Below are 19,845 nucleotides of genomic sequence, written 5' to 3' on the forward strand. Positions count from 1 at the left end.
TCGTTACTGCGCGGCGCGCCGTTCGAGAACCGCGGCGAAGAAGCCGTCGGTCGCGTGACGGTGCGGCCACAACGACAGGTAGTCGCCGGTCTCGAGCGCGATGCGCTGGTCATCCAGCACCTTCTGCGCCGGCACCAGCACGAACTCGGGATGATCGGCCAGGAACTGCTCGACGATGCGTTCGTTCTCGGCGTCGAGCACGCTGCAGGTGGCGTAGACGAGCCGGCCGCCCTTCTTCACCAGGCGCGCGGCGCTCGCGAGGATCGACGCCTGCTTCGGCGTGAGTTCGTCGATCGCGGTGCGCGTCTGGCGCCACTTCAGGTCCGGATTGCGGCGCAGCGTGCCGAGGCCGCTGCACGGCGCGTCGACCAGCACGCGGTCGATCTTGCCGGCGAGCCGCTTGATCTTCGCGTCGTGCTCGCTGTCGATCAGCACCGGGTTCACGTTCGACAGCCCGCTGCGTGCGAGGCGTGGCTTCAGCTTCGCGAGGCGCTTCTCCGACACGTCAAACGCATAGAGGCGCCCGGTCGAGCGCATCATCGCGCCCAGCGCGAGCGTCTTGCCGCCCGCGCCCGCGCAGAAATCGACGACCATCTCGCCGCGGCGCGGCGCGACCAGCGAACACAGCAGCTGGCTGCCTTCGTCCTGCACCTCGATCGCGCCTTCCTCGAACAGCTTCAGGCGCGTCAGCGCCGGCTTGCCGACCACGCGCACGCCGAACGGTGCGAACGGGGTCGCGCCCGCGTCGATGCCGCTCGCGCGCAGCCCGTCGATGACCTGGTCGCGGCTCGCCTTCTGCGCATTGGCGCGCAGGTCGAGCGGCGCCGGATAGTTCAGCGCGGCGGCGAGCTGCGCGAGCTCGTCGGCGTCGAAACGGGCCGACAGCGCCTGGTGAATCCAGTCGGGCAGGTTCGTGCGAATGCGCACGGGCAGGCTCGCCGGGTCGATTTTCGACACGTGCTCGAGCCAGGCCGACTCGGTGTCCGACAGGAACGGCTTCAGCGCATTGCGGCCGACCGTCTGCATCAGGCCGAGCAGCGTGAGGCGTCGTGCCGGCGTACCGGTGCCGCTCTCGGCGAGGTGCGAAAACTCCATTTTCCGGCGCAGCACCGCGAACACCGCCTCGGCGATCACGCCGCGTTCGGCATGCCCGAGCTTCGGGTGCGCGCGGAAGAACCGGCTCGTCGTCGCGTCGGCGGGGCCGGCGAACTTCAGCACCTCGGCCAGCAAAGTCTCGGTCTGGCCGATCAGGAATCCGTGCAGCTTCATACGCCCTCACTCGTTTCGGTATGCGGTTGATCCGCGAAAATCCAGCGCGCCTCTTCCGGCGCCACCACTGCACGGCCGTTCTCGAGGCGCAAACGGCCCTCGATGAACCAGCGCACCGCGCGCGGATACAGCACATGCTCGACCGCCAGCACGCGCTGCGCGAGCGCCGCCGCGTCGTCGCCCGCGCGCACGGGCACCGCGCCCTGCGCGACGATCGCGCCGCTGTCGAGCTCGGGGATGACGAAATGCACGCTCGCGCCATGCAGCGCGACACCCGCGTCGAGCGCCTGCTGATGCGTGTGGATGCCCTTGAAGCTCGGCAGCAGCGACGGATGGATGTTCAGCAACCGGCCTTCGTATCGTCTGACGAATGCGGGCGTGAGGATGCGCATGAAGCCGGCGAGGACGACGAGATCGGGCGCGAAACGGTCGATCTCGGCGGCGAGCGCCGCGTCGAAGCTGTCGCGGCCGTCGAACGAGCGGTGGTCGACCACCGCCGTCGCCACCCCGTGCGACGCGGCAAAAGCCAGTCCGGCCGCGTCGGGCCGGTTGGCGATCACGGCGGCAATCTCGGCCGGCCAGCGTTCCTGCGCGCACGCGCGGACGATGGCCTCCATGTTGCTGCCGCGACCGGAAATCAGGATCACGAGTTTTTTCATCCGCGAATTTTACCATTCGCCCCCGCGTTTCCCGCCTTCTCGGCCGCCGGCCCGCCCGAACGTTTATAATCTTCTGCTTTGCGGCATCCCACCGCCCATTCCCCGACGCTGCATCCGCTATCGTGAAAGTCTTCCGCGGCCTGCCCAACGCCGAGAGCCGCGCCCCGTGCGCGCTGACGATCGGCAACTTCGACGGTGTCCATCGCGGCCACCAGGCCCTGCTCGCGCGCGTGCGCGCGGCAGCGGACGCGCGCGGCCTGCCCGTGTGCGTGATGACGTTCGAGCCGCACCCGCGCGAATTCTTCAACCCCGCCGGCGCGCCGCCGCGCATCGCGATGCTGCGCGACAAGCTCGAGGCGCTGCGCGATCACGGTGTCGACCGCGTCGTCGTCGAGCACTTCAATCACACGTTCGCGAGCCAGTCGCCGCAGGCGTTCGTCGAACGCACGCTGGTGAACGGGCTGCACACGCGCTGGATGATGGTCGGCGACGATTTCTGCTACGGCGCGAAGCGCGCGGGCACCTTCGACACGCTGAAGGCGGCCGGCGAACAGTACGGCTTCGAGGTCGAGCAAATGGGTACGGTCGCGGGCAGCGACGGCACGCGCATCTCCAGCTCGGGCGTGCGCGCCGCGCTCGCCGCGGGCGATCTCGACGCGGCCGCGCAGGCGCTCGGCCACGGCTATGCGATCAGCGGCCACGTCGCGCACGGGCTGAAGCTCGGCCGCGACCTCGGCTTCCCGACGCTGAACCTGCCGATCGCGCACAAGCGTCCGGCGCTCGCGGGCATCTTCGTCGTGCAGGTGCACGGCCTCGGCCCCACCCCGCTGCCGGGCGTCGCGAGCCTCGGGCTGCGTCCGACCGTCGACGATTCCGGCCGCGTGCTGCTCGAAGTCCACCTGCTCGACTGGCACGGCGACGCGTACGGCAAGCTCATCCGCGTCGAATTCCTGAAAAAGCTGCGCGACGAGGCGAAATTCGACGATCTCGAGGCGCTGTCGCGCGCGATCGCGCTGGACGTCGCGAATGCACGCGCGTACTTCATCGAGCGCGACCGTGCGCCGGGCAGCCGCGCCACGGGCTTCTCGACGTCGGCCACCGACCGAATTAGCTGATCCGGACGGCGGCGCCTGGCGCCGCGCCCTCGCGCCGCTCACTCGCGCGCATCCCCGATTCACGACGCTCGCGCGTCTCCCGATTTAGATAGCGATCCCATCATGAGCAACAAGAAAGCCGATTCGAAACCGCAGGCCAAGTATCCGGTCAACCTGCTCGACACGCCGTTCCCGATGCGCGGCGACCTGCCCAAGCGCGAGCCGCAGTGGGTCAAGGAATGGGAAGAACGCGGCCTCTACGAGAAGATCCGCGCGGCCAGCAAGGGCCGGCCGAAGTTCATCCTGCACGACGGCCCGCCGTATGCGAACGGCGACATCCACCTCGGCCACGCCGTCAACAAGATCCTGAAGGACATCGTCGTCAAGTCGCGCAACATGGCCGGCTTCGACGCGCCGTACGTGCCCGGCTGGGATTGCCACGGAATGCCGATCGAGATCCAGATCGAGAAGCAGTTCGGCAAGTCGCTGCCGGCGGCCGAAGTGATGAGCAAGGCGCGCGCGTACGCGACCGAGCAGATCGAGAAGCAGAAGGTCGGCTTCAAGCGTCTCGGCGTGCTCGGCGACTGGGCCAACCCGTACAAGACGATGAACTTCGTCAACGAGGCGGAAGAGATCCGCGCGCTCGGCAAGATCATCGAGAAGGGTTACGTGTATCGCGGGCTGAAGCCGGTGAACTGGTGCTTCGACTGCGGCTCGGCGCTCGCGGAAGCGGAAGTCGAGTACAAGGACCGCACCGACCCGACGATCGACGTGATGTTCGCGTTCGCGGAACCGGAAAAGACCGCGCAGGCGTTCGGCCTGCCGGCGCTGCCGCGCGCCGACGGCGGCATCGTGATCTGGACCACCACGCCGTGGACGATCCCCGCGAACCAGGCGCTGAACCTCCATCCGGAAATCGTCTACGCGCTGGTCGACACCGAGCGCGGGCTGCTGATCATCGCGGAAGAACGCGTCGAAGCCTGCATGTCCGACTTCAAGCTGACCGGCCGCGTCGTTGCAACCGCGCCGGGCGTGAAGCTCGCGAACCTGCGCTTCCACCACCCGCTCGCATCGGCCCACCCCGGCTACAAGCGCACCGCGCCCGTCTACCTCGGCGACTACGTGACGACCGACACGGGTACCGGCGTCGTGCACTCGTCGCCGGCATACGGCATCGAGGACTTCCAGTCGTGCAAGGCGCACGGGATGACCGACTCGGACATCATCAACCCGGTGATGGGCGACGGTCGTTACATCGAATCGCTGCCGCTGTTCGGCGGCCTGTCGATCTGGGACGCGAACCCGAAGGTCGTCGACGCGCTGCGCGAAGCCGGCTCGCTGCTGCGCAGCGAGCACTACAAGCACAGCTACATGCACTGCTGGCGTCACAAGACGGCGATCATCTACCGTGCGACGTCGCAGTGGTTCGCCGGCATGGACGTGACGCCGCGCGACGGCGGCAAGACGCTGCGCGAAACCGCGCTCGAAGGCATCGACGCCACCGCGTTCTACCCGTCGTGGGGCAAGCAGCGCCTGTTCAGCATGATCGCGAACCGTCCCGACTGGACGCTGTCGCGCCAGCGCCAATGGGGCGTGCCGATGGCGTTCTTCGTGCACAAGGAAACCGGCGAGCTGCACCCGCGCACGCTCGAGCTGCTCGAGGAAGTCGCGAAGCGCGTCGAGCAGTCGGGCATCGAAGCATGGCAAACGCTCGACCCGCGCGAGCTGATCGGCGACGACGCGAACCTGTACGAAAAGAACCGCGACACGCTCGACGTGTGGTTCGACTCCGGCACGACGCACTGGCACGTGCTGCGCGGCTCGCACAAGGATCAGCTGCAGTTCCCGGCCGACCTCTACCTCGAAGGCTCGGACCAGCACCGCGGCTGGTTCCACTCGTCGCTGCTGACCGCGTCGATGATCGACGGCCGTGCGCCGTACAAGGGCCTGCTCACGCACGGCTTCACGGTCGACGGCGAAGGCCGCAAGATGAGCAAGTCGCTCGGCAACGGCATCGATCCGCATGAAGTCGCGAACCGCCTCGGCGCGGAAATCATCCGCCTGTGGATCGCATCGACCGACTATTCGGGCGAGCTCGCGATCTCCGAGGAAATCCTGAAGCGCGTGACCGAAGGCTATCGCCGCATCCGCAACACGCTGCGCTTCCTGCTCGCGAACCTGTCGGACTTCGACTTCGCGCAGCACGCGGTGCCCGTCGAGGACTGGCTCGAGATCGACCGTTATGCGGTCGCGTTCTCGCAGCAACTGCAGACGGAACTGCTCGGCCACTACGAGAAGTACGAATTCCACCCGGTCGTCGCGAAGCTGCAGACGTACTGCTCGGAAGATCTCGGCGGCTTCTACCTCGACGTGCTGAAGGACCGCCTGTACACGAGCGCGGCCGATTCGCGCGCGCGCCGCTCCGCGCAGACCGCGCTGTACCATCTCACGCACGGCCTGCTGCGCGTGCTCGCGCCGTTCCTGTCGTTCACGGCGGAAGAAGCGTGGAAGGTGTTCCAGCCGGCCAGCGACACGATCTTCACGGAAACCTACTACGCGTATCCGGAAGTCGCCGGCTCGGCCGCGCTGATCGAGAAGTGGGCGCTGCTGCGCGACGTGCGCGGCAACGTGACGAAGGCGCTCGAGGAAGCGCGCACCGCGAACCGCATCGGTTCGTCGCTGCAGGCCGAAGTCGCCGTGCATGCGAGCGGCGCGCGCTACGACGCGCTCACGAGCCTCGGCGACGATCTCAAGTTCGTGCTGATCACGTCGGCCGCGACGGTCGTCAAGGTCGACGACGAAGCGCAGGAAAGCGTCGACGTCGCAGCGTCGAAGTACCAGAAGTGCGAACGCTGCTGGCACTACCGCGAAGATGTCGGCGCGCACGCCGATCACCCGACGCTGTGCGGCCGCTGCTTCTCCAACCTGTTCGAAAACGGCGAAATCCGGAGCGCTGCTTGAATATGGCGAAAACCCTGTCGAAACCGGCCAGCGGTGCGCTTGCGCCCTGGCTGGGCATTTCGCTGATCGTGATCCTGTTCGACCAGCTGTCGAAGATCGCGATCCTGAAAACGTTCGTGTACGGCGCGCAGCACGCGCTGACGTCGTTCTTCAACCTCGTGCTGGTGTACAACCGCGGCGCCGCGTTCGGCTTCCTGTCGACCGCGAGCGGCTGGCAGCGCTGGGCGTTCACCGCGCTCGGCATCGGCGCGACGCTCGTGATCTGCTTCCTGCTGAAGCGCCACGGCCACCAGCGGCTGTTCAGCGTGTCGCTCGCGCTGATCCTCGGCGGCGCGCTCGGCAACGTGATCGACCGGCTCGTCTACGGCCACGTGATCGACTTCCTCGATTTCCACCTCGGCGCCTGGCACTTCCCGGCGTTCAACCTCGCCGATTCCGCGATCACGATCGGCGCGGTGCTGCTGATCTACGACGAACTGCGTCGCGTGCGCGGCTCGCGCTAAGCGCGCATACTCGGCGTCGACGGCCGGCTTCGCGCCGGCCGTTCCGTTCGACCCTTGGAGGCCTGAGTTGGCACAAGCAGAACTCGCAGGAAAACACCTCGTTCTCGGCCTGACGGGCGGCATCGCCTGCTACAAGATCGCCGAGCTCACGCGGCTGCTCGTGAAGGCAGGCGCGACCGTGCAGGTCGCGATGACCGAAGCCGCTACCCAGTTCATCACGCCCGTCACGATGCAGGCGCTGTCAGGCCGGCCCGTCTATACGAGCCAGTGGGACGCGCGCATCGACAACAACATGGCGCACATCGACCTGTCGCGCGAAGCCGACGCGATCGTGATTGCGCCGGCGTCGACGGATTTCCTCGCGAAGCTCGCGCACGGGTTCGCGGACGATCTGCTGTCGACGCTGTGCGTCGCGCGCGATTGCCCGCTGCTCGTCGTCCCCGCGATGAACCGCCAGATGTGGCAGAACCCGGCCACGCAACGCAACGCCGCGCAACTGCGCGCGGACGGCGTGTCGGTGCTCGGCCCGGATTCGGGTGCGCAGGCGTGCGGCGAAGTCGGCGACGGCCGCATGCTCGAGCCCGAGGCGATCTATGAAGCGATCGTCGCGCACTTCGCGCCGAAGGTGCTCGCGCACCGGCGCGTGCTGATCACGGCCGGCCCGACGTTCGAGCCGCTCGACCCGGTACGCGGCCTCACGAACCGCTCGAGCGGCAAGATGGGTTTCGCGCTCGCGCGCGCCGCGCAGCAGGCCGGCGCCGACGTGCATCTCGTCGCGGGGCCGGTCGCGCTCGATACGCCGTGGGGCGTCTACCGCCAGGACGTGCAGACGGCCCAGCAGATGTACGACGCGGTGATGCAGGCCGTGAACGACGCCGACATCTTCATCGCGGTGGCCGCGGTCGCCGACTGGCGCGTCGCCCAGCCTGCCGAGCACAAGATGAAGAAGACGGCCGACCGCAAGATGCCCGCACTCGCATTCGTCGAGAACCCGGACATCCTCGCGTCGGTCGCGGCGCTGCCCGATCCGCCGTACTGCGTCGGGTTCGCGGCCGAAAGCGGCGACCTCGACGTGCACGGCGACGAGAAGCGCAAACGCAAGAACGTGCCGCTGCTCGTCGGCAACCTCGGCCCGCTGACGTTCGGCCGCGACGACAACGAAGTCGTGCTGTTCGAGGCAACCGGCCTCACGCGCCTGCCGCGCGCACCGAAAGACGAACTCGCGCACACGCTCGTCGCGGAAATCGCGAAACGCCTGCCCGACAACCGCCTGATCTGATCTCCCGCGCGGCGGTGCTTGCTGCCGCGCCCTTCCCGACCGATTCGACGACCGCATGAAACTCGACCTGAAGATTCTCGACGCGCGCATGCGCGACTACCTGCCCGCCTATGCGACCACCGGCAGCGCGGGCCTCGACCTGCGCGCATGCCTCGACGCGCCGGTCACGCTGCAGCCGGGCGAAACGACGCTCGTGCCGACCGGCCTCGCGATTCACCTCGCCGATCCGGGCTACGCCGCGCTGATCCTGCCGCGCTCGGGCCTCGGCCACAAGCACGGGATCGTGCTCGGCAACCTCGTCGGCCTGATCGACTCCGACTACCAGGGCCAGTTGATGGTCTCGACGTGGAACCGCGGCCAGACCGAGTTCGTGCTGAATCCGTTCGAACGGCTCGCGCAACTCGTGATCGTGCCGGTCGTGCAGGCGCAGTTCAACATCGTCGACGACTTCGCGGAAAGCGATCGCGGCGAAGGCGGCTTCGGCAGCACCGGCCGTCACTGAGCTGCCATTAAGCACGGCGGGGTGCCCCCAATGCGCCCCGCCGACCTGAATTTCGTACGAGTTGCGGAATTTCGGCATGAATTTTCGGTGTCGTCTCATATCCCCGCCGTTGATCAATGCCCATGCTGGCGTCTGAAGAAGTCCATGTACATCCACATTTGCTGAGGGCTTGCGGCTAACCTGGTTTGCCGTACCGTAGCCGCAGGTGCTCGGCTTCGGGAGATCTATGGCAGGCCAGACATCCAGCACTTCCACCAACGCATCCCGCGAGCGTTCAATCTCGGTTGCCCCGCTCAACCAGATCCAGTTGGGCGACGTGGCCCTCAGCATTTCGGCGTTCGACGAGTGGCTGGGCGCAATCAGCCATGGCAGCGTGAACCTGGACCGTCTGCGCACGGTCGCCGGGAATTTTCCCGCCGTTCTCAACATCCTGAACGTGGCCGATCTGCTCGGCGATATCGTCACCCTCACGACCCACCCCGAACCTCACGCCTCTGACTGGTTGAGCGTCAGCCTGAACCTGATCGGCCTGATGCCCGAGCCGGGTACCGCCGCTGCCCGCATGATGCTGCGGCCCACCCTGTTCCTGGCGCGGCAGGAACTCCTGCAGGCCAGTAATGGGCTGGTGGGCGAGGCGGCACTGCGCACCCTGACCGCCAACCTGAACAACAGCATCCAGGGAGAACTGGAAGACCTCGCGCAGCGGATACAGTCAAGACTCCCCGCTCTGCTGGACGCGGCGGCCGCCTTCGGCGAAAGCCTGCTCTTGGACCTTGCGAACGGCCTGGAGGCCCTGGCCCGGATGAAGCCTTCTGCGCCGGCCACCCTGGGGGCAAGCACATCGGCAACGACCGAACTGCGCGATCCAGCCGCTGCGTTTTCCAACGTCTACGACGCAGCCTATCAATTCCTTCGCCGCAACGCGGCTGCCCGCCCCCCTCTCGAACAGAATTCACCCCTTGAGTCGCCGGCGCTGGTCAGCACCAACGCCCAGGCATTGCGCCAGTTCGCCGCATTGTTGGGCAAGCAGGTGCGGCAACAAGGCAAGGCCACGCAGGCAGGCTGCGTGGGGTGGGTTGCAGCAGGATTGCTCCGCTCGCTTGATGCCCGGAAAGCGGGCGCCGGGCAGAGTGCCAGCATCAAGCCCGACGCGACCAGCATCGCTGGACGCCAGATCCCCGGCGAGTCCCTTGAGGTACGGGTCAAGGAGCGGCCCGCCGGGCAGGACGCCAATCTGTGCAAAAACGGCGCACCGCCGGGCAGCGGCGGCAGCATCAGTTTTGCCACGGGCGCCGAAACCCGCTCGCACACCGACTTCGCGCTGCCGGGCCCGTTCCCCCTTGCCTGGACGCGCACCTACCGCTCCAGTCTGGACGCCTACGACCACGACGAACTCGGCGCGCGCTGGATCACCCCCTGCACCACACGCATCGACGTGCAAGGCGACGGCCTGCGCTATCACGGCGCCGACGGCCGCAGCCATGACTACCCGTTACCCAAGGTCGGGCAGTTCCATGAGGATCGCATCGAAGACCTCCTCCTCGTGCGCGCAAGCGACCACCAGCTCGTCCTGTGCCGCGGCTACGAGCGCCGCGAAACCTACCAGCGCCACGGCGAGCGCTTCCTGCTCGTGCAGGTCGAGCTGCGCGGCGGCGCGGGCCTGCTGCTGGGTTACGACCACCGCGTGGACGAGCGCGTCGTGTTGTCGGACCTGGTCACCTATCAGGACGACCCGAGCCGGCCGCACACCCACCTGGGCACCGACGTGGACGCCCATGGACGCATCATCGGCCTGTGGTTGATGGGCGAGGACGAGCCCCTGCGACGCCTGTGCCTGTACCGCTACGATGAAGCCGGCGACCTCACACTGGCCCAGGATGAAAACGCCGAGGTCTGGACCTATCAGTACCAGCACCACCTGATCACCCGCTACACCGACCGTACCGGCCGCGGGATGAATCTGGAATGGCAGGGCGAAGGCCCCGACGCCCGTGCCGTGCACGAGTGGGCCGACGACGGCAGCTTCGAGGTGCGGCTGGAGTGGGACTCGAACATCCGCCTCACCTACGTCACTGATGCCCACGGGCAGGAAACACGGCATTACTACGATAGGCTCGGGTACACCTACCGCATCATCCATCCGGACAAACGCTCCGAGTGGTTCCTCCGCGACGATGCCAAGAACATCGTCCACCACATCCGTCCCGATGGCAGCGACGACCGTTACGCCTACGACGAGACCGGCAACCTGCTCGAACACATCCGGGCCGACGGCACCACCGTGCACTACGCGTGGGATACGAAAGACCAGCTCATCAAGATCAGCGATGCCGAGGGCGGCCTCTGGCTGCGCGACTACGACACGCGCGGCCGACTCACGGAGGCGATCGATCCGCTGGGCAACAAGACCGAGTACGCGTACAACCCGATGGGCCTGCCCATCGGCATCACCGACGCCAGCGGCAAGACCAAGCAGCTCGAGTACAACGCCAACGGCCCGCTCACGCGCTACGTGGACTGCTCGGGCAAGGCCAGTACGTGGGCCTACGATGAACGCGGCCAGATGATCCAGTTCACTGACGCGGCCGGACAGGTTACCCGCTATCGTTATGAGGCCGGCCAGCTCGCCGCCATCCGCCACCCGGACAACAGCGAAGAACACTTCGAGCGCGACGCAGAAGGGCGTCTGCTGACCCACATCGATGCGCTGGGCCGGCGCACCGAATGGGACTACACCGAGGCCGGGCTGCTCGCCAGCCGGGTGGACGCGGCCGGCCAGCACCTGCGCTACCGGTGGGACAAGCTTGGCCAGCTCACCGTGCTGCGCAACGAAAACGGTCGCGACTCCGAGTTTCACTACGACCCGATGGGGCGCCTGCTGGCCGAAACCGGCTTTGACGGCGCCACCACACGCTACGAGTACGAGGAAACCACTGGCAAGCTGGCGCGCGCGGTGGACGGGCAACGCATCACCGCCTACACCTTCGACGCCATGGGCCGTCTTGTAGAACGCCGTGCGGCGCTGCAAACCGGCGATGCCGAACCGGGAGAGAAGGATTGGCAGCGCGAGCAGTTTGCCTATGATTTCAATGGCAACCTGGCGCTGGCGACCAATGCCGACAGTCGCCTGCAATGGTTCCACGACGCGGCCGGCAACCTGGTGCGCGAGCATCAGCACTACATCAGCCTGGGCAAGCCGCTGGTAGCGGTATGGCAGCACGAATACGACGCGCTCAACCAGCGTACCGCCACCGTGCGCCCGGACGGGCACCGCGTAAGCTGGCTCACCTACGGCAGCGGCCACCTGCTGGCGCTGCAGCTCGACGAGCGCGAACTGGTCAGCTACGAGCGCGACGACCTGCACCGCGAGGTGGCGCGTCTGCAAGGCAACCGCCTGCTACAGACGCAGCAGTGGGACGCCATGGGTAGGCTGAGCGAGCAGGTGCTGGCGCGCGACACGCTCCAGCCTGTGGGGCCGGCCGCGCAGACCGGTGGCGGCAGCCGTCTGCTGGTGCGCCACTACCGCTACGATGCCAGCGGCCAACTCACCAACATCAACGACACGCGGCGCGGCCAACTGGCCTACCGCTATGACCCGGTGGGCCGGTTGCTGGAAGCACAAAGCCGCCTCGGCCATGAAACCTTTGCGTTTGACCCGGCCGGCAACCTGATCGACCCGGCAGAGCAGCGCGAGGCCGAGCGCCAGCGCATGCCGCGCATCAAGGCGCTGGACAACCTGCTCAAGCAATACGCCGGTACCCACTACCAGTACGACGCGTGGGGCAACCTCGGCAAGCGCTGGCACCAGGGCAAGGAAAGCCGCTACGCCTGGGACCTGTTCGACCGGCTCACACACTACGAGGATGAGCGCCTTGCGGTCGATTACACCTACGATGCCCTCGGCCGACGCCTGTCGAAGTACAGCAAAGCCCACTACGTGGAACGTCGCGAGGCCGGCCCGCACTGGAACCGTGCCGAACGGGTGAAGCGCAACCGCGACCTGCAATGCGGCTTCACGCTCTACGGCTGGGACGGCGACACGCTGGCGTGGGAGAGCAAGATCGCCGACGAGGATGGCTTCGGCGCGCGCACCACGCACTATGTCTACGAGCCGGGTAGCTTCGTGCCGGTGGCGCAGGCGGTGAGGCAGGACGCCATCCTGCTGCTTGACCAGCCCGAGTACGGCGACTACTACCGACAGGACGAAGACCCGCTGTGGATGCCACCGCCGCCCGCGCCACCGATAGATGGCTTAGCCTGGTATCAGTGCGATCACTTGGGCACGCCGCAGGAGCTGACCGACGAGCACAGCGAGATTGTGTGGAGTGCGGAGTATCGCGCGTGGGGCGCGGTCATGGGGGTCGTTCGCAAGGCATCCGGTGGGCGCGTGGAAGTGCGAAACCCGATTCGGTTCCAGGGGCAGTACCATGACCACGAGACGGGGATGCACTACAACCGGTATCGGTACTATGACTACGATACCGGAAGATACCTTAGCCCTGACCCTCTCGGACTAGGGGGTGGGATTAACGTCTATGCATATGCCGGCGGTAATCCTGTTGCTTATTATGACCCCCTTGGATTAAAAAAATTTGGCAGAAATCATCCTCACTGTGTTGCAATTCGAGAAAAGGTAACAGGGCTGCAGAATGAATTGAACACGCGTTGGTCAGAATTGGTAGGAGGTCTTCCCGAGAGGATTGGTCCCGGCGAGCGCTTGGCTGAAACAATGCGTGGCCATCGAACCATGATTAATCAGAAAGACTCGATTCTTCGTCGATGGGAGAAAAAGTATGACGAAGATTGTGATGACAACGATCTGGACGATGGGAGCAGTACATATAGTGCGTGCCCGTCAGGCAGCACCGTTGTCAAAACTGCGGCCGGCGTTGGGGCAGCCTATGCCTCATATCGAGCTATTCGAATGATTCCGTCCCTGGTACCGCCACTATGGTGGACTATTCCTGCAAACGCGATAACACCATGATGACAACTGTTAATGAACTATGGCTTCGCATAAGCGCTTTACGAACCAACTCCAAGCGAAAAGAGGTAGCAGAGATTGCGTTCGCGTTAGAGTACCTGTCGCTAACAGTTTCTCCACTGCCGGATGACATATTTTCACTATATCTAAAGGCACTGTCCGATACCCCAACTCTCCCAAAGCGAGGCATGGAGAGTTTTATTTCCGGGATTTATAACGACTTCGACAAACTTACTGCCACACAAAAAGAATCCCTATTGGAAACTCTGATCAACAATTCAAAATTGTATGGCGATGAAAATCTGCGATTCTCTGTTGGGGATATGATTGCTCGAAAGTACTCCATCCAAGTTGCATTGGATGCTTTCCGCCGGATGTGGGCCTCGGGCGAGAAAAACTCTCGGCTCATTGCTCAATTCGGGGCAAATACCCTATCCCTTTCCCTGCCCAAGGATGGGCAAGAGCGCAACGAATTACGCAAGTTCGAACACGAGATCGATCTGGAAGAGAAATGATTATTTCCCCAGATACACACATATATTGGCGGCAATCCGATCAGCCATTCAGATCCATCAGACCCCGTACCCAATCCCGCCGAAGCCGCACGCGTCCTCGGCCCAAATCCCGTTTGCATTGACGGTCTTGTTGCTGAGTTGACTCTTGAATTGTAGGTGTCCTCAGAGTTGGAGCCTTAACCGAAACAGCTTCAATTTCCGGGTCAACGCAGCAGTCTCCGGGCAAGCCGAGTATGAACTCGCGAAGAACTTCTGCGATACGCCACCTCCCACAAGGAGGGAGCGAATGTTCGAATCAGTCACAGACTATATGTCATGCGGGACAATATGTTGGACTTCATGAGCGGTAAGGCGCCAAGCGTAGGCCTGATCGGCATGCTCAAAAAAACAACGCACGGAAGCATGGTTTTCAGAACTTGAAGGCCGAGCACATCATCGTGGACGCTGGTGCAAATATCAATATTAGAGGCGACCTCAATAACACGCCTTTGCATAAGACTACGCTGCGCGGCCCAATACACGCAGTTGAACTCCTTCTGTCTCTTAGCTGATACCACACTCAAAAAGCGAGCTCTGGCAGACACTTCTCGACGTCGCAACGCTGGGCGAAAAAGGGACCGTTTGCGTGGCGCTGTGCAAGCGCCGCCCAAAGAAACGCAAATGAGGATGACGACGCCGTGCTCAACCTGCTCCGTTCCCTACTCCGCAACTGATCGGCCGCCCTGCGGAGCGGCCGGTACTGGTTGACGCGCCAGCGACACCGCCGCATACGCGACCATCGCCACCAACACACCCAACAGCACCGCCGACGAACCTACCGTCCCGAGCGCGAGGCCACCCTTCGCAACCGGCTTCGTCAGCAGATCGCCGACCGTCGCACCGAACGGCCGCGTGAGCACGAACGCGGCCCAGAACAGCAGCACGCCCGAGATCCGCGTGAAATAGTGCGCAAGCACGATCGCCGCGAGCAACCCGCCGATCAGCAGCGCGCCGCCGCCGAAACCGAGCCCCGAGCTGTCCGCGAGGAAGTCGCCGAGCGCGGTGCCCAGCGTGTTCGAGAACAGGATCGCGATCCAGTAGAGCAGCTCGACCTTGCGCGTGCGGATCAGGTCGACCGACAGCGATTCGCCGCTGAGCCGCCACACGGCGAAGATGGCCAGCAGGATCGCGACCAGGATCGACGAGCCGGCCGCATAACCGAGGCCGAGCGTGCGATCCATGAAATCGGACATCGTCGTGCCGGCCGTGCTCGTCGCGACGATCACGGCCCAGTAGATCGCCGGGCGATAACGCGTCGTCCTGAGCTGCGCGCCCAGCGTCACGAGAAAGAAACCGAACAGCAGGATCGAGCTCACCGCATAACCGACGTTCAGCGTCATCGACAGCAGGTCGCCACCGGTTTCGCCGAGCGTCGTCGCGCAGATCTTCATGATCCAGAACGCGAGCGTGATTTCGGGAAGTTTGTTCATTCGCACCCCTTTTTGCATGAAAGCGGCGAGCCGGCGCATGCCGCGCCCGCCTTGCAGGCAGGATCGAATGTAGTCGCCGCGGGCTTAACGGAACCTTAGCGACCGGAAAAAACGGCGCGGGCGGCCGCGCCGGTACCGTCAACGAGCGTGTTCGTGCCGGTAATGCAGCGCGTACGCGAGCGTGAGCAGCACGACGAACACGACGCCAACCACCATCGTCATCCGGAATTCGCGCGTGAACGCGGTCGTGAACAGGATCGCCGCGACGAGCCCCGCACCGAGCAGGCTGCCGAACGGGTGCCCCCACATCCGGAACGCGAGCGCGGGGCCGCGGTACCGCGAACGGAAGCGCAGGTGCGTGACGAAGATCATCAACCATGTGAACAGCGCGCCGAACATCGCGATCGCCATCATCACCGTGAACGCGGTGTCGGGCGCGAGCGCGACCAGCACGGCCGCGACCGCGACGCCGCTGGTCGAGATCCACAGCGCCGCGCGCGGCACGCCGTTCGTGCCGAGCCGGCCGAACACCGCGGGTGCGAGCCGCGCGCGCGACAGGCTGAACATCATCCGCGTCGTCACGTAAAGCTGGCTGTTCATCGCCGACAGCGCCGCGATCAGCAACACGAAGTTGATCACGCCCGCCGCGTACGGCACGTGGGTCGCGGCCATCACCTTCACGAACGGGCTTTCGTCGGTGCCGGCCTGCGTCCACGGCACGATCGCGAGCATCAGCGACAGCGTCAGCAGGTAGAACAGGACGAGCCGGAACACGGTCGAGCGGAATGCGCGCGTGACCGCGTGCTGCGGATCGCGCGCCTCGCCGGCCGCGATCGCGACGGCTTCGATGCTCATGTAGCTGAAGATCGCGACGATCACCGCGACCCAGGTGCCCCACGGCCCCTTCGGCATGAAGCCGTCGTGCGCGGTGTAGTTCGCGAACCCGATGCCGGATGCGGCCGGCGCCGACCACACGAGATACGCGCCGAGCACGATGAACACGACGATCGCCGCGATCTTCAGCAGCGAGAATGCGTATTCGACCGTGCCGTACAGCGTGACGCTCGCGAGATTCACGGCGATCAGCAGCGCGGAGAAGCCGATCACCCAGTACCAGCCGGGCACGGCCGGGAACCAGTACTTCATGAACACGGCGATCGCGCTGATCTCGGTGCCGATCGCGAACACCACCGCGAACCAGTACGCATAACGCACCAGGAAGCCGGCGAGGGGGCCGACGTAGTGCTCGGCATACGCGCCGAACGAGCCGGCGGTCGGATGCGCGACCGTCATTTCCGCGAGCGCGCCCATCAGCAGCAGCGCGATCAGCGCGCCGATCGCATACGAGACCAGCACGCTCGGGCCGGCGAGCCCGATCGCGAACCCGCTGCCGAGGAACAGGCCCGTGCCGATCGCGCCGCCGATCGCGATCATCGCCATCTGCCCCGACGTCAGCGCATGGCGCAACCCTTGTTCGCGCGCGACGATGTCGTCGAACGTCCGTTGTTGTTGTGTCACTGCGTTACCACTCCCCTGCACCACCATCGCGCCGCCGGCGCCGGATAAAACGAAACGGCGCGGAGAACTTCCCGCGCCGTTCGCATGAACAACGAATTATCGCTTACTCGACTTCGACCGTCTCTTCGTTCGGCTTGTGCGGCGGATTCGCCAGCTTGTCGAACGACAACTGCACCTTGTCGTTTTCGTCGACATCGACCGTCACGTGGCCGCCGTTGACGAGCTTGCCGAACAGCAGCTCGTCGGCCAGCGCGCGCCGGATCGTGTCCTGGATCAGCCGCTGCATCGGCCGCGCGCCCATCAGCGGGTCGAAGCCGTGCTTCGCGAGATGCTTGCGCAACGCGTCGGTGAAGAGCGCGTCGACCTTCTTCTCGTGCAGCTGTTCCTCGAGCTGGATCAGGAACTTGTCGACCACACGCATGATGATTTCCTCATCGAGCGAGCGGAAGCTGATGATCGAATCCAGACGGTTGCGGAACTCCGGCGTGAACAGGCGCTTGATGTCGGTCATCTCGTCGCCCGTCTCGCGGCGCGTCGTGAAGCCGATCGTCGCCTTCTGCATCGACTCGGCGCCCGCATTCGTCGTCATGATGATGATGACGTTGCGGAAATCCGCCTTGCGGCCGTTGTTGTCCGTCAGCGTGCCGTGGTCCATCACCTGCAGCAGCACGTTGAAGATGTCCGGATGCGCCTTCTCGATTTCGTCGAGCAGCAGCACGCAGTGCGGCTTCTTCGTGACGGCTTCGGTCAGCAGGCCGCCCTGGTCGAACCCGACGTAGCCCGGCGGCGCGCCGATCAGCCGGCTCACCGCATGACGCTCCATGTATTCCGACATGTCGAAGCGGATCAGCTCGATGCCGAGCGTGAACGCGAGCTGGCGCGCCACTTCGGTCTTGCCGACACCCGTCGGGCCGGAGAACAGGAACGCGCCGATCGGCTTGTCCATCTTGCCGAGGCCCGCGCGCGCCATCTTGATCGAGGCCGCGAGCGCGTCGATCGCCGGATCCTGGCCGAACACGACGCTCTTCAGGTCGCGGTCGAGCGTCTGCAGCTTGCTGCGATCGTCCTGCGACACGCTCTGCGGCGGCACGCGCGCGATCTTCGAGATGATTTCCTCGATCTCGCTCTTGCCGATCGTCTTCTTCTGCTTCGACTTCGGCAGGATGCGCTGGGCGGCGCCCGCCTCGTCGATCACGTCGATCGCCTTGTCCGGCAGGTGACGGTCGGTGATGAAGCGCGCCGACAGTTCGGCCGCGGCCGACAGTGCGCCCGACGAATACTTGACGCCGTGGTGCTCCTCGAAGCGCGACTTCAGCCCGCGCAGGATCGCGACCGTCTGCTCGACGCTCGGCTCCGTCACGTCGACCTTCTGGAAGCGCCGCGACAGCGCCGCATCCTTCTCGAAGATGCCGCGATATTCGGTGAAGGTGGTCGCGCCGATGCACTTGAGCGTGCCCGACGACAACGCCGGCTTCAGCAGGTTCGACGCATCGAGCGTGCCGCCCGACGCGGCGCCCGCGCCGATCAGCGTATGGATTTCGTCGATGAACAGGATCGCGTGCGGACGCTCCTTGAGCTCCTTCAGCACCGTCTTCAGACGCTGTTCGAAATCGCCGCGATACTTGGTGCCCGCCAGCAGCGCCCCCATGTCGAGCGAATACACCTGCGCGTTCGCAAGGATGTCCGGCACTTCGCCGCGCGTGATGCGATAGGCGAGCCCTTCGGCGATCGCGGTCTTGCCGACGCCGGCTTCGCCGACGAGCAACGGATTGTTCTTGCGGCGACGGCACAGCACCTGCACGACGCGCTCGACCTCGGGCTCGCGACCGATCAGCGGATCGATGCGGCCGTCCTTCGCCATCTGGTTCAGGTTCTGCGTGAACTGCGCGAGCGGCGTTTCCTTCTGCGCATTCGCGTCTTCGCTTTCCGCATTCGCGTCGGTCGACTTAGCGGCTTCGCCGCTGTTCGTCTTCGCGATGCCGTGCGAAATGAAGTTCACCACGTCCAGGCGCGTGACGCCCTGCTGCTGCAGGTAGTACACGGCGTGCGAATCCTTCTCGCCGAAGATCGCGACCAGCACGTTCGCGCCGGTCACTTCCTTCTTGCCGTTCGACGTCGACTGGACGTGCATGATCGCGCGCTGGATCACGCGCTGGAAACCGAGCGTCGGCTGGGTATCGACATCGTCGGTACCCGGGACGGTAGGTGTGTTGTCGTGGATGAAATTGCGCAGGTTCTGACGCAAGTCCTCGATGTTGGCCGCACACGCGCGCAACACCTCGGCTGCCGTCGGATTATCCAGCAGGGCCAGCAGCAGGTGCTCGACCGTAATGAACTCATGGCGCGCCTGGCGTGCTTCCATGAACGCCATGTGCAGGCTGACTTCCAATTCCTGGGCAATCATGCTTCCTCCATCACGCACTGCAGCGGATGCCCTGCCTGCCGCGCATGGGTAACGACTTGCTCAACCTTGGTCGACGCGATGTCCCGCGTATAGACCCCACAAACCCCTCGCCCTTCGCGATGGACCTTCAGCATGATCTGCGTGGCCGTCTCGCGATCCTTCTTGAAATACTCCTGGACCACCATCACGACGAATTCCATCGGCGTGAAGTCGTCGTTCAGCAGCACCACCTTGTACATCGAAGGCGGCTTGAGCTTCTGCTGCTTGCGTTCCAGGACGGTGCTGTCCTGCTTGTCCGGGATAATCGCCATACACCCATTCTAAACAACTCGGACAGGCCCGCAATCCTGCCATTACCCGACCGACCGGCCGGCGCCCTCCCCGGTATCCCGGAACACGCGATCTTCTTCGTGCCATACGAAAGCCGGCTGCGGTGCCGGCTTTCACGCGTGGCGCGGAACACGAACCGTCAGGGGGAACCGAACCGGAACGTCGTGTCCGCATCCAGTATCCCACAAGCCGGGACGACTCGAACGCGTGTCACTCGAGCCTGGTATATGAGCCGATTATGCGGCTTTTCAAGTCCTCGCGCTTGGCCGCGTGCTGCCAAGCAAAGCCGGAAAAACCCTGAAAATGGGTTCTTTACAACGTCCCTCTAAACGTCTAAAAATTCCACTTGACACTCCAA

The 19,845-nt window shown here is 64.9% G+C and carries 13 protein-coding genes; 7 read left to right on the forward strand and 6 right to left on the reverse strand.

What is annotated here, in order from left to right; genetic code table 11:
- Nucleotides 1-3: 3 nt before the first annotated feature.
- Nucleotides 4-1,269, reverse strand: a complete 1,266-nt coding sequence (locus tag AB3K92_RS36170) for an RsmB/NOP family class I SAM-dependent RNA methyltransferase (RefSeq protein ID WP_021160747.1) — start codon at nucleotides 1,267-1,269, stop codon at nucleotides 4-6.
- On the reverse strand, nucleotides 1,266-1,928 hold the full coding sequence (gene purN / locus AB3K92_RS36175; RefSeq protein ID WP_021160746.1) for a phosphoribosylglycinamide formyltransferase: 663 nt from the start codon (nucleotides 1,926-1,928) through the stop codon (nucleotides 1,266-1,268). The genes AB3K92_RS36170 and purN overlap by 4 nt, the downstream gene beginning before the upstream one ends.
- A 122-nt stretch (nucleotides 1,929-2,050) precedes the next feature.
- Between purN and AB3K92_RS36180 the strand changes: the two genes are divergently transcribed.
- From AB3K92_RS36180 to AB3K92_RS36210, 7 genes are all read left to right on the forward strand, one after another.
- Entirely contained in the window at nucleotides 2,051-3,043 is a 993-nt protein-coding gene (locus AB3K92_RS36180; protein WP_021160745.1) for a bifunctional riboflavin kinase/FAD synthetase, read from the forward strand.
- Between the two features lie 102 nt (nucleotides 3,044-3,145).
- Nucleotides 3,146-5,983 (forward strand): isoleucine--tRNA ligase, encoded by a 2,838-nt coding sequence (ileS, locus tag AB3K92_RS36185; protein ID WP_059590521.1) that lies wholly within the window; start codon nucleotides 3,146-3,148, stop codon nucleotides 5,981-5,983.
- A 2-nt stretch (nucleotides 5,984-5,985) separates the two neighbouring features.
- Nucleotides 5,986-6,486: a signal peptidase II gene (gene lspA, locus AB3K92_RS36190; protein WP_021160743.1), complete on the forward strand. Its 501-nt coding sequence runs from the start codon at nucleotides 5,986-5,988 to the stop codon at nucleotides 6,484-6,486.
- Nucleotides 6,487-6,553: 67 nt separating this feature from the next.
- Nucleotides 6,554-7,765, forward strand: a complete 1,212-nt coding sequence (coaBC, locus tag AB3K92_RS36195; RefSeq protein WP_048022603.1) for a bifunctional phosphopantothenoylcysteine decarboxylase/phosphopantothenate--cysteine ligase CoaBC — start codon at nucleotides 6,554-6,556, stop codon at nucleotides 7,763-7,765.
- Nucleotides 7,766-7,820: 55 nt separating this feature from the next.
- Nucleotides 7,821-8,267, forward strand: a complete 447-nt coding sequence (dut, locus tag AB3K92_RS36200; protein ID WP_021160741.1) for a dUTP diphosphatase — start codon at nucleotides 7,821-7,823, stop codon at nucleotides 8,265-8,267.
- 226 nt (nucleotides 8,268-8,493) lie between these two features.
- On the forward strand, nucleotides 8,494-13,254 hold the full coding sequence (locus AB3K92_RS36205; RefSeq protein WP_369466759.1) for an RHS repeat-associated core domain-containing protein: 4,761 nt from the start codon (nucleotides 8,494-8,496) through the stop codon (nucleotides 13,252-13,254).
- Nucleotides 13,251-13,766 carry a hypothetical protein gene (locus AB3K92_RS36210; protein ID WP_369466760.1) on the forward strand — a complete coding sequence of 172 codons (516 nt, stop codon included), beginning with the start codon at nucleotides 13,251-13,253 and terminating at the stop codon, nucleotides 13,764-13,766. The genes AB3K92_RS36205 and AB3K92_RS36210 overlap by 4 nt, the downstream gene beginning before the upstream one ends.
- A gap of 698 nt (nucleotides 13,767-14,464) precedes the next feature.
- Here the strand turns inward: AB3K92_RS36210 and AB3K92_RS36215 are convergent.
- The 4 genes from AB3K92_RS36215 to clpS all read right to left on the reverse strand — a co-directional run bounded on the left by AB3K92_RS36215 (nucleotide 14,465) and on the right by clpS (nucleotide 19,468).
- Complete coding sequence (locus tag AB3K92_RS36215; RefSeq protein WP_060127187.1) at nucleotides 14,465-15,235, reverse strand: hypothetical protein; 771 nt, start codon at nucleotides 15,233-15,235, stop codon at nucleotides 14,465-14,467.
- A 138-nt stretch (nucleotides 15,236-15,373) separates the two neighbouring features.
- Nucleotides 15,374-16,753 (reverse strand): amino acid permease, encoded by a 1,380-nt coding sequence (locus AB3K92_RS36220; RefSeq protein WP_060049824.1) that lies wholly within the window; start codon nucleotides 16,751-16,753, stop codon nucleotides 15,374-15,376.
- A gap of 103 nt (nucleotides 16,754-16,856) precedes the next feature.
- Nucleotides 16,857-19,157 (reverse strand): ATP-dependent Clp protease ATP-binding subunit ClpA, encoded by a 2,301-nt coding sequence (gene clpA / locus AB3K92_RS36225; protein ID WP_257248609.1) that lies wholly within the window; start codon nucleotides 19,155-19,157, stop codon nucleotides 16,857-16,859.
- Nucleotides 19,154-19,468, reverse strand: coding sequence for an ATP-dependent Clp protease adapter ClpS (gene clpS / locus AB3K92_RS36230; RefSeq protein ID WP_006398529.1), 315 nt, complete (start codon nucleotides 19,466-19,468; stop codon nucleotides 19,154-19,156). Before clpS ends, clpA begins: the two co-directional genes overlap by 4 nt.
- Nucleotides 19,469-19,845 lie beyond the last annotated feature (377 nt).

The organism is Burkholderia sp. Bmkn7 (genome assembly GCF_041103175.1).
Taxonomy (GTDB): domain Bacteria; phylum Pseudomonadota; class Gammaproteobacteria; order Burkholderiales; family Burkholderiaceae; genus Burkholderia; species Burkholderia cepacia.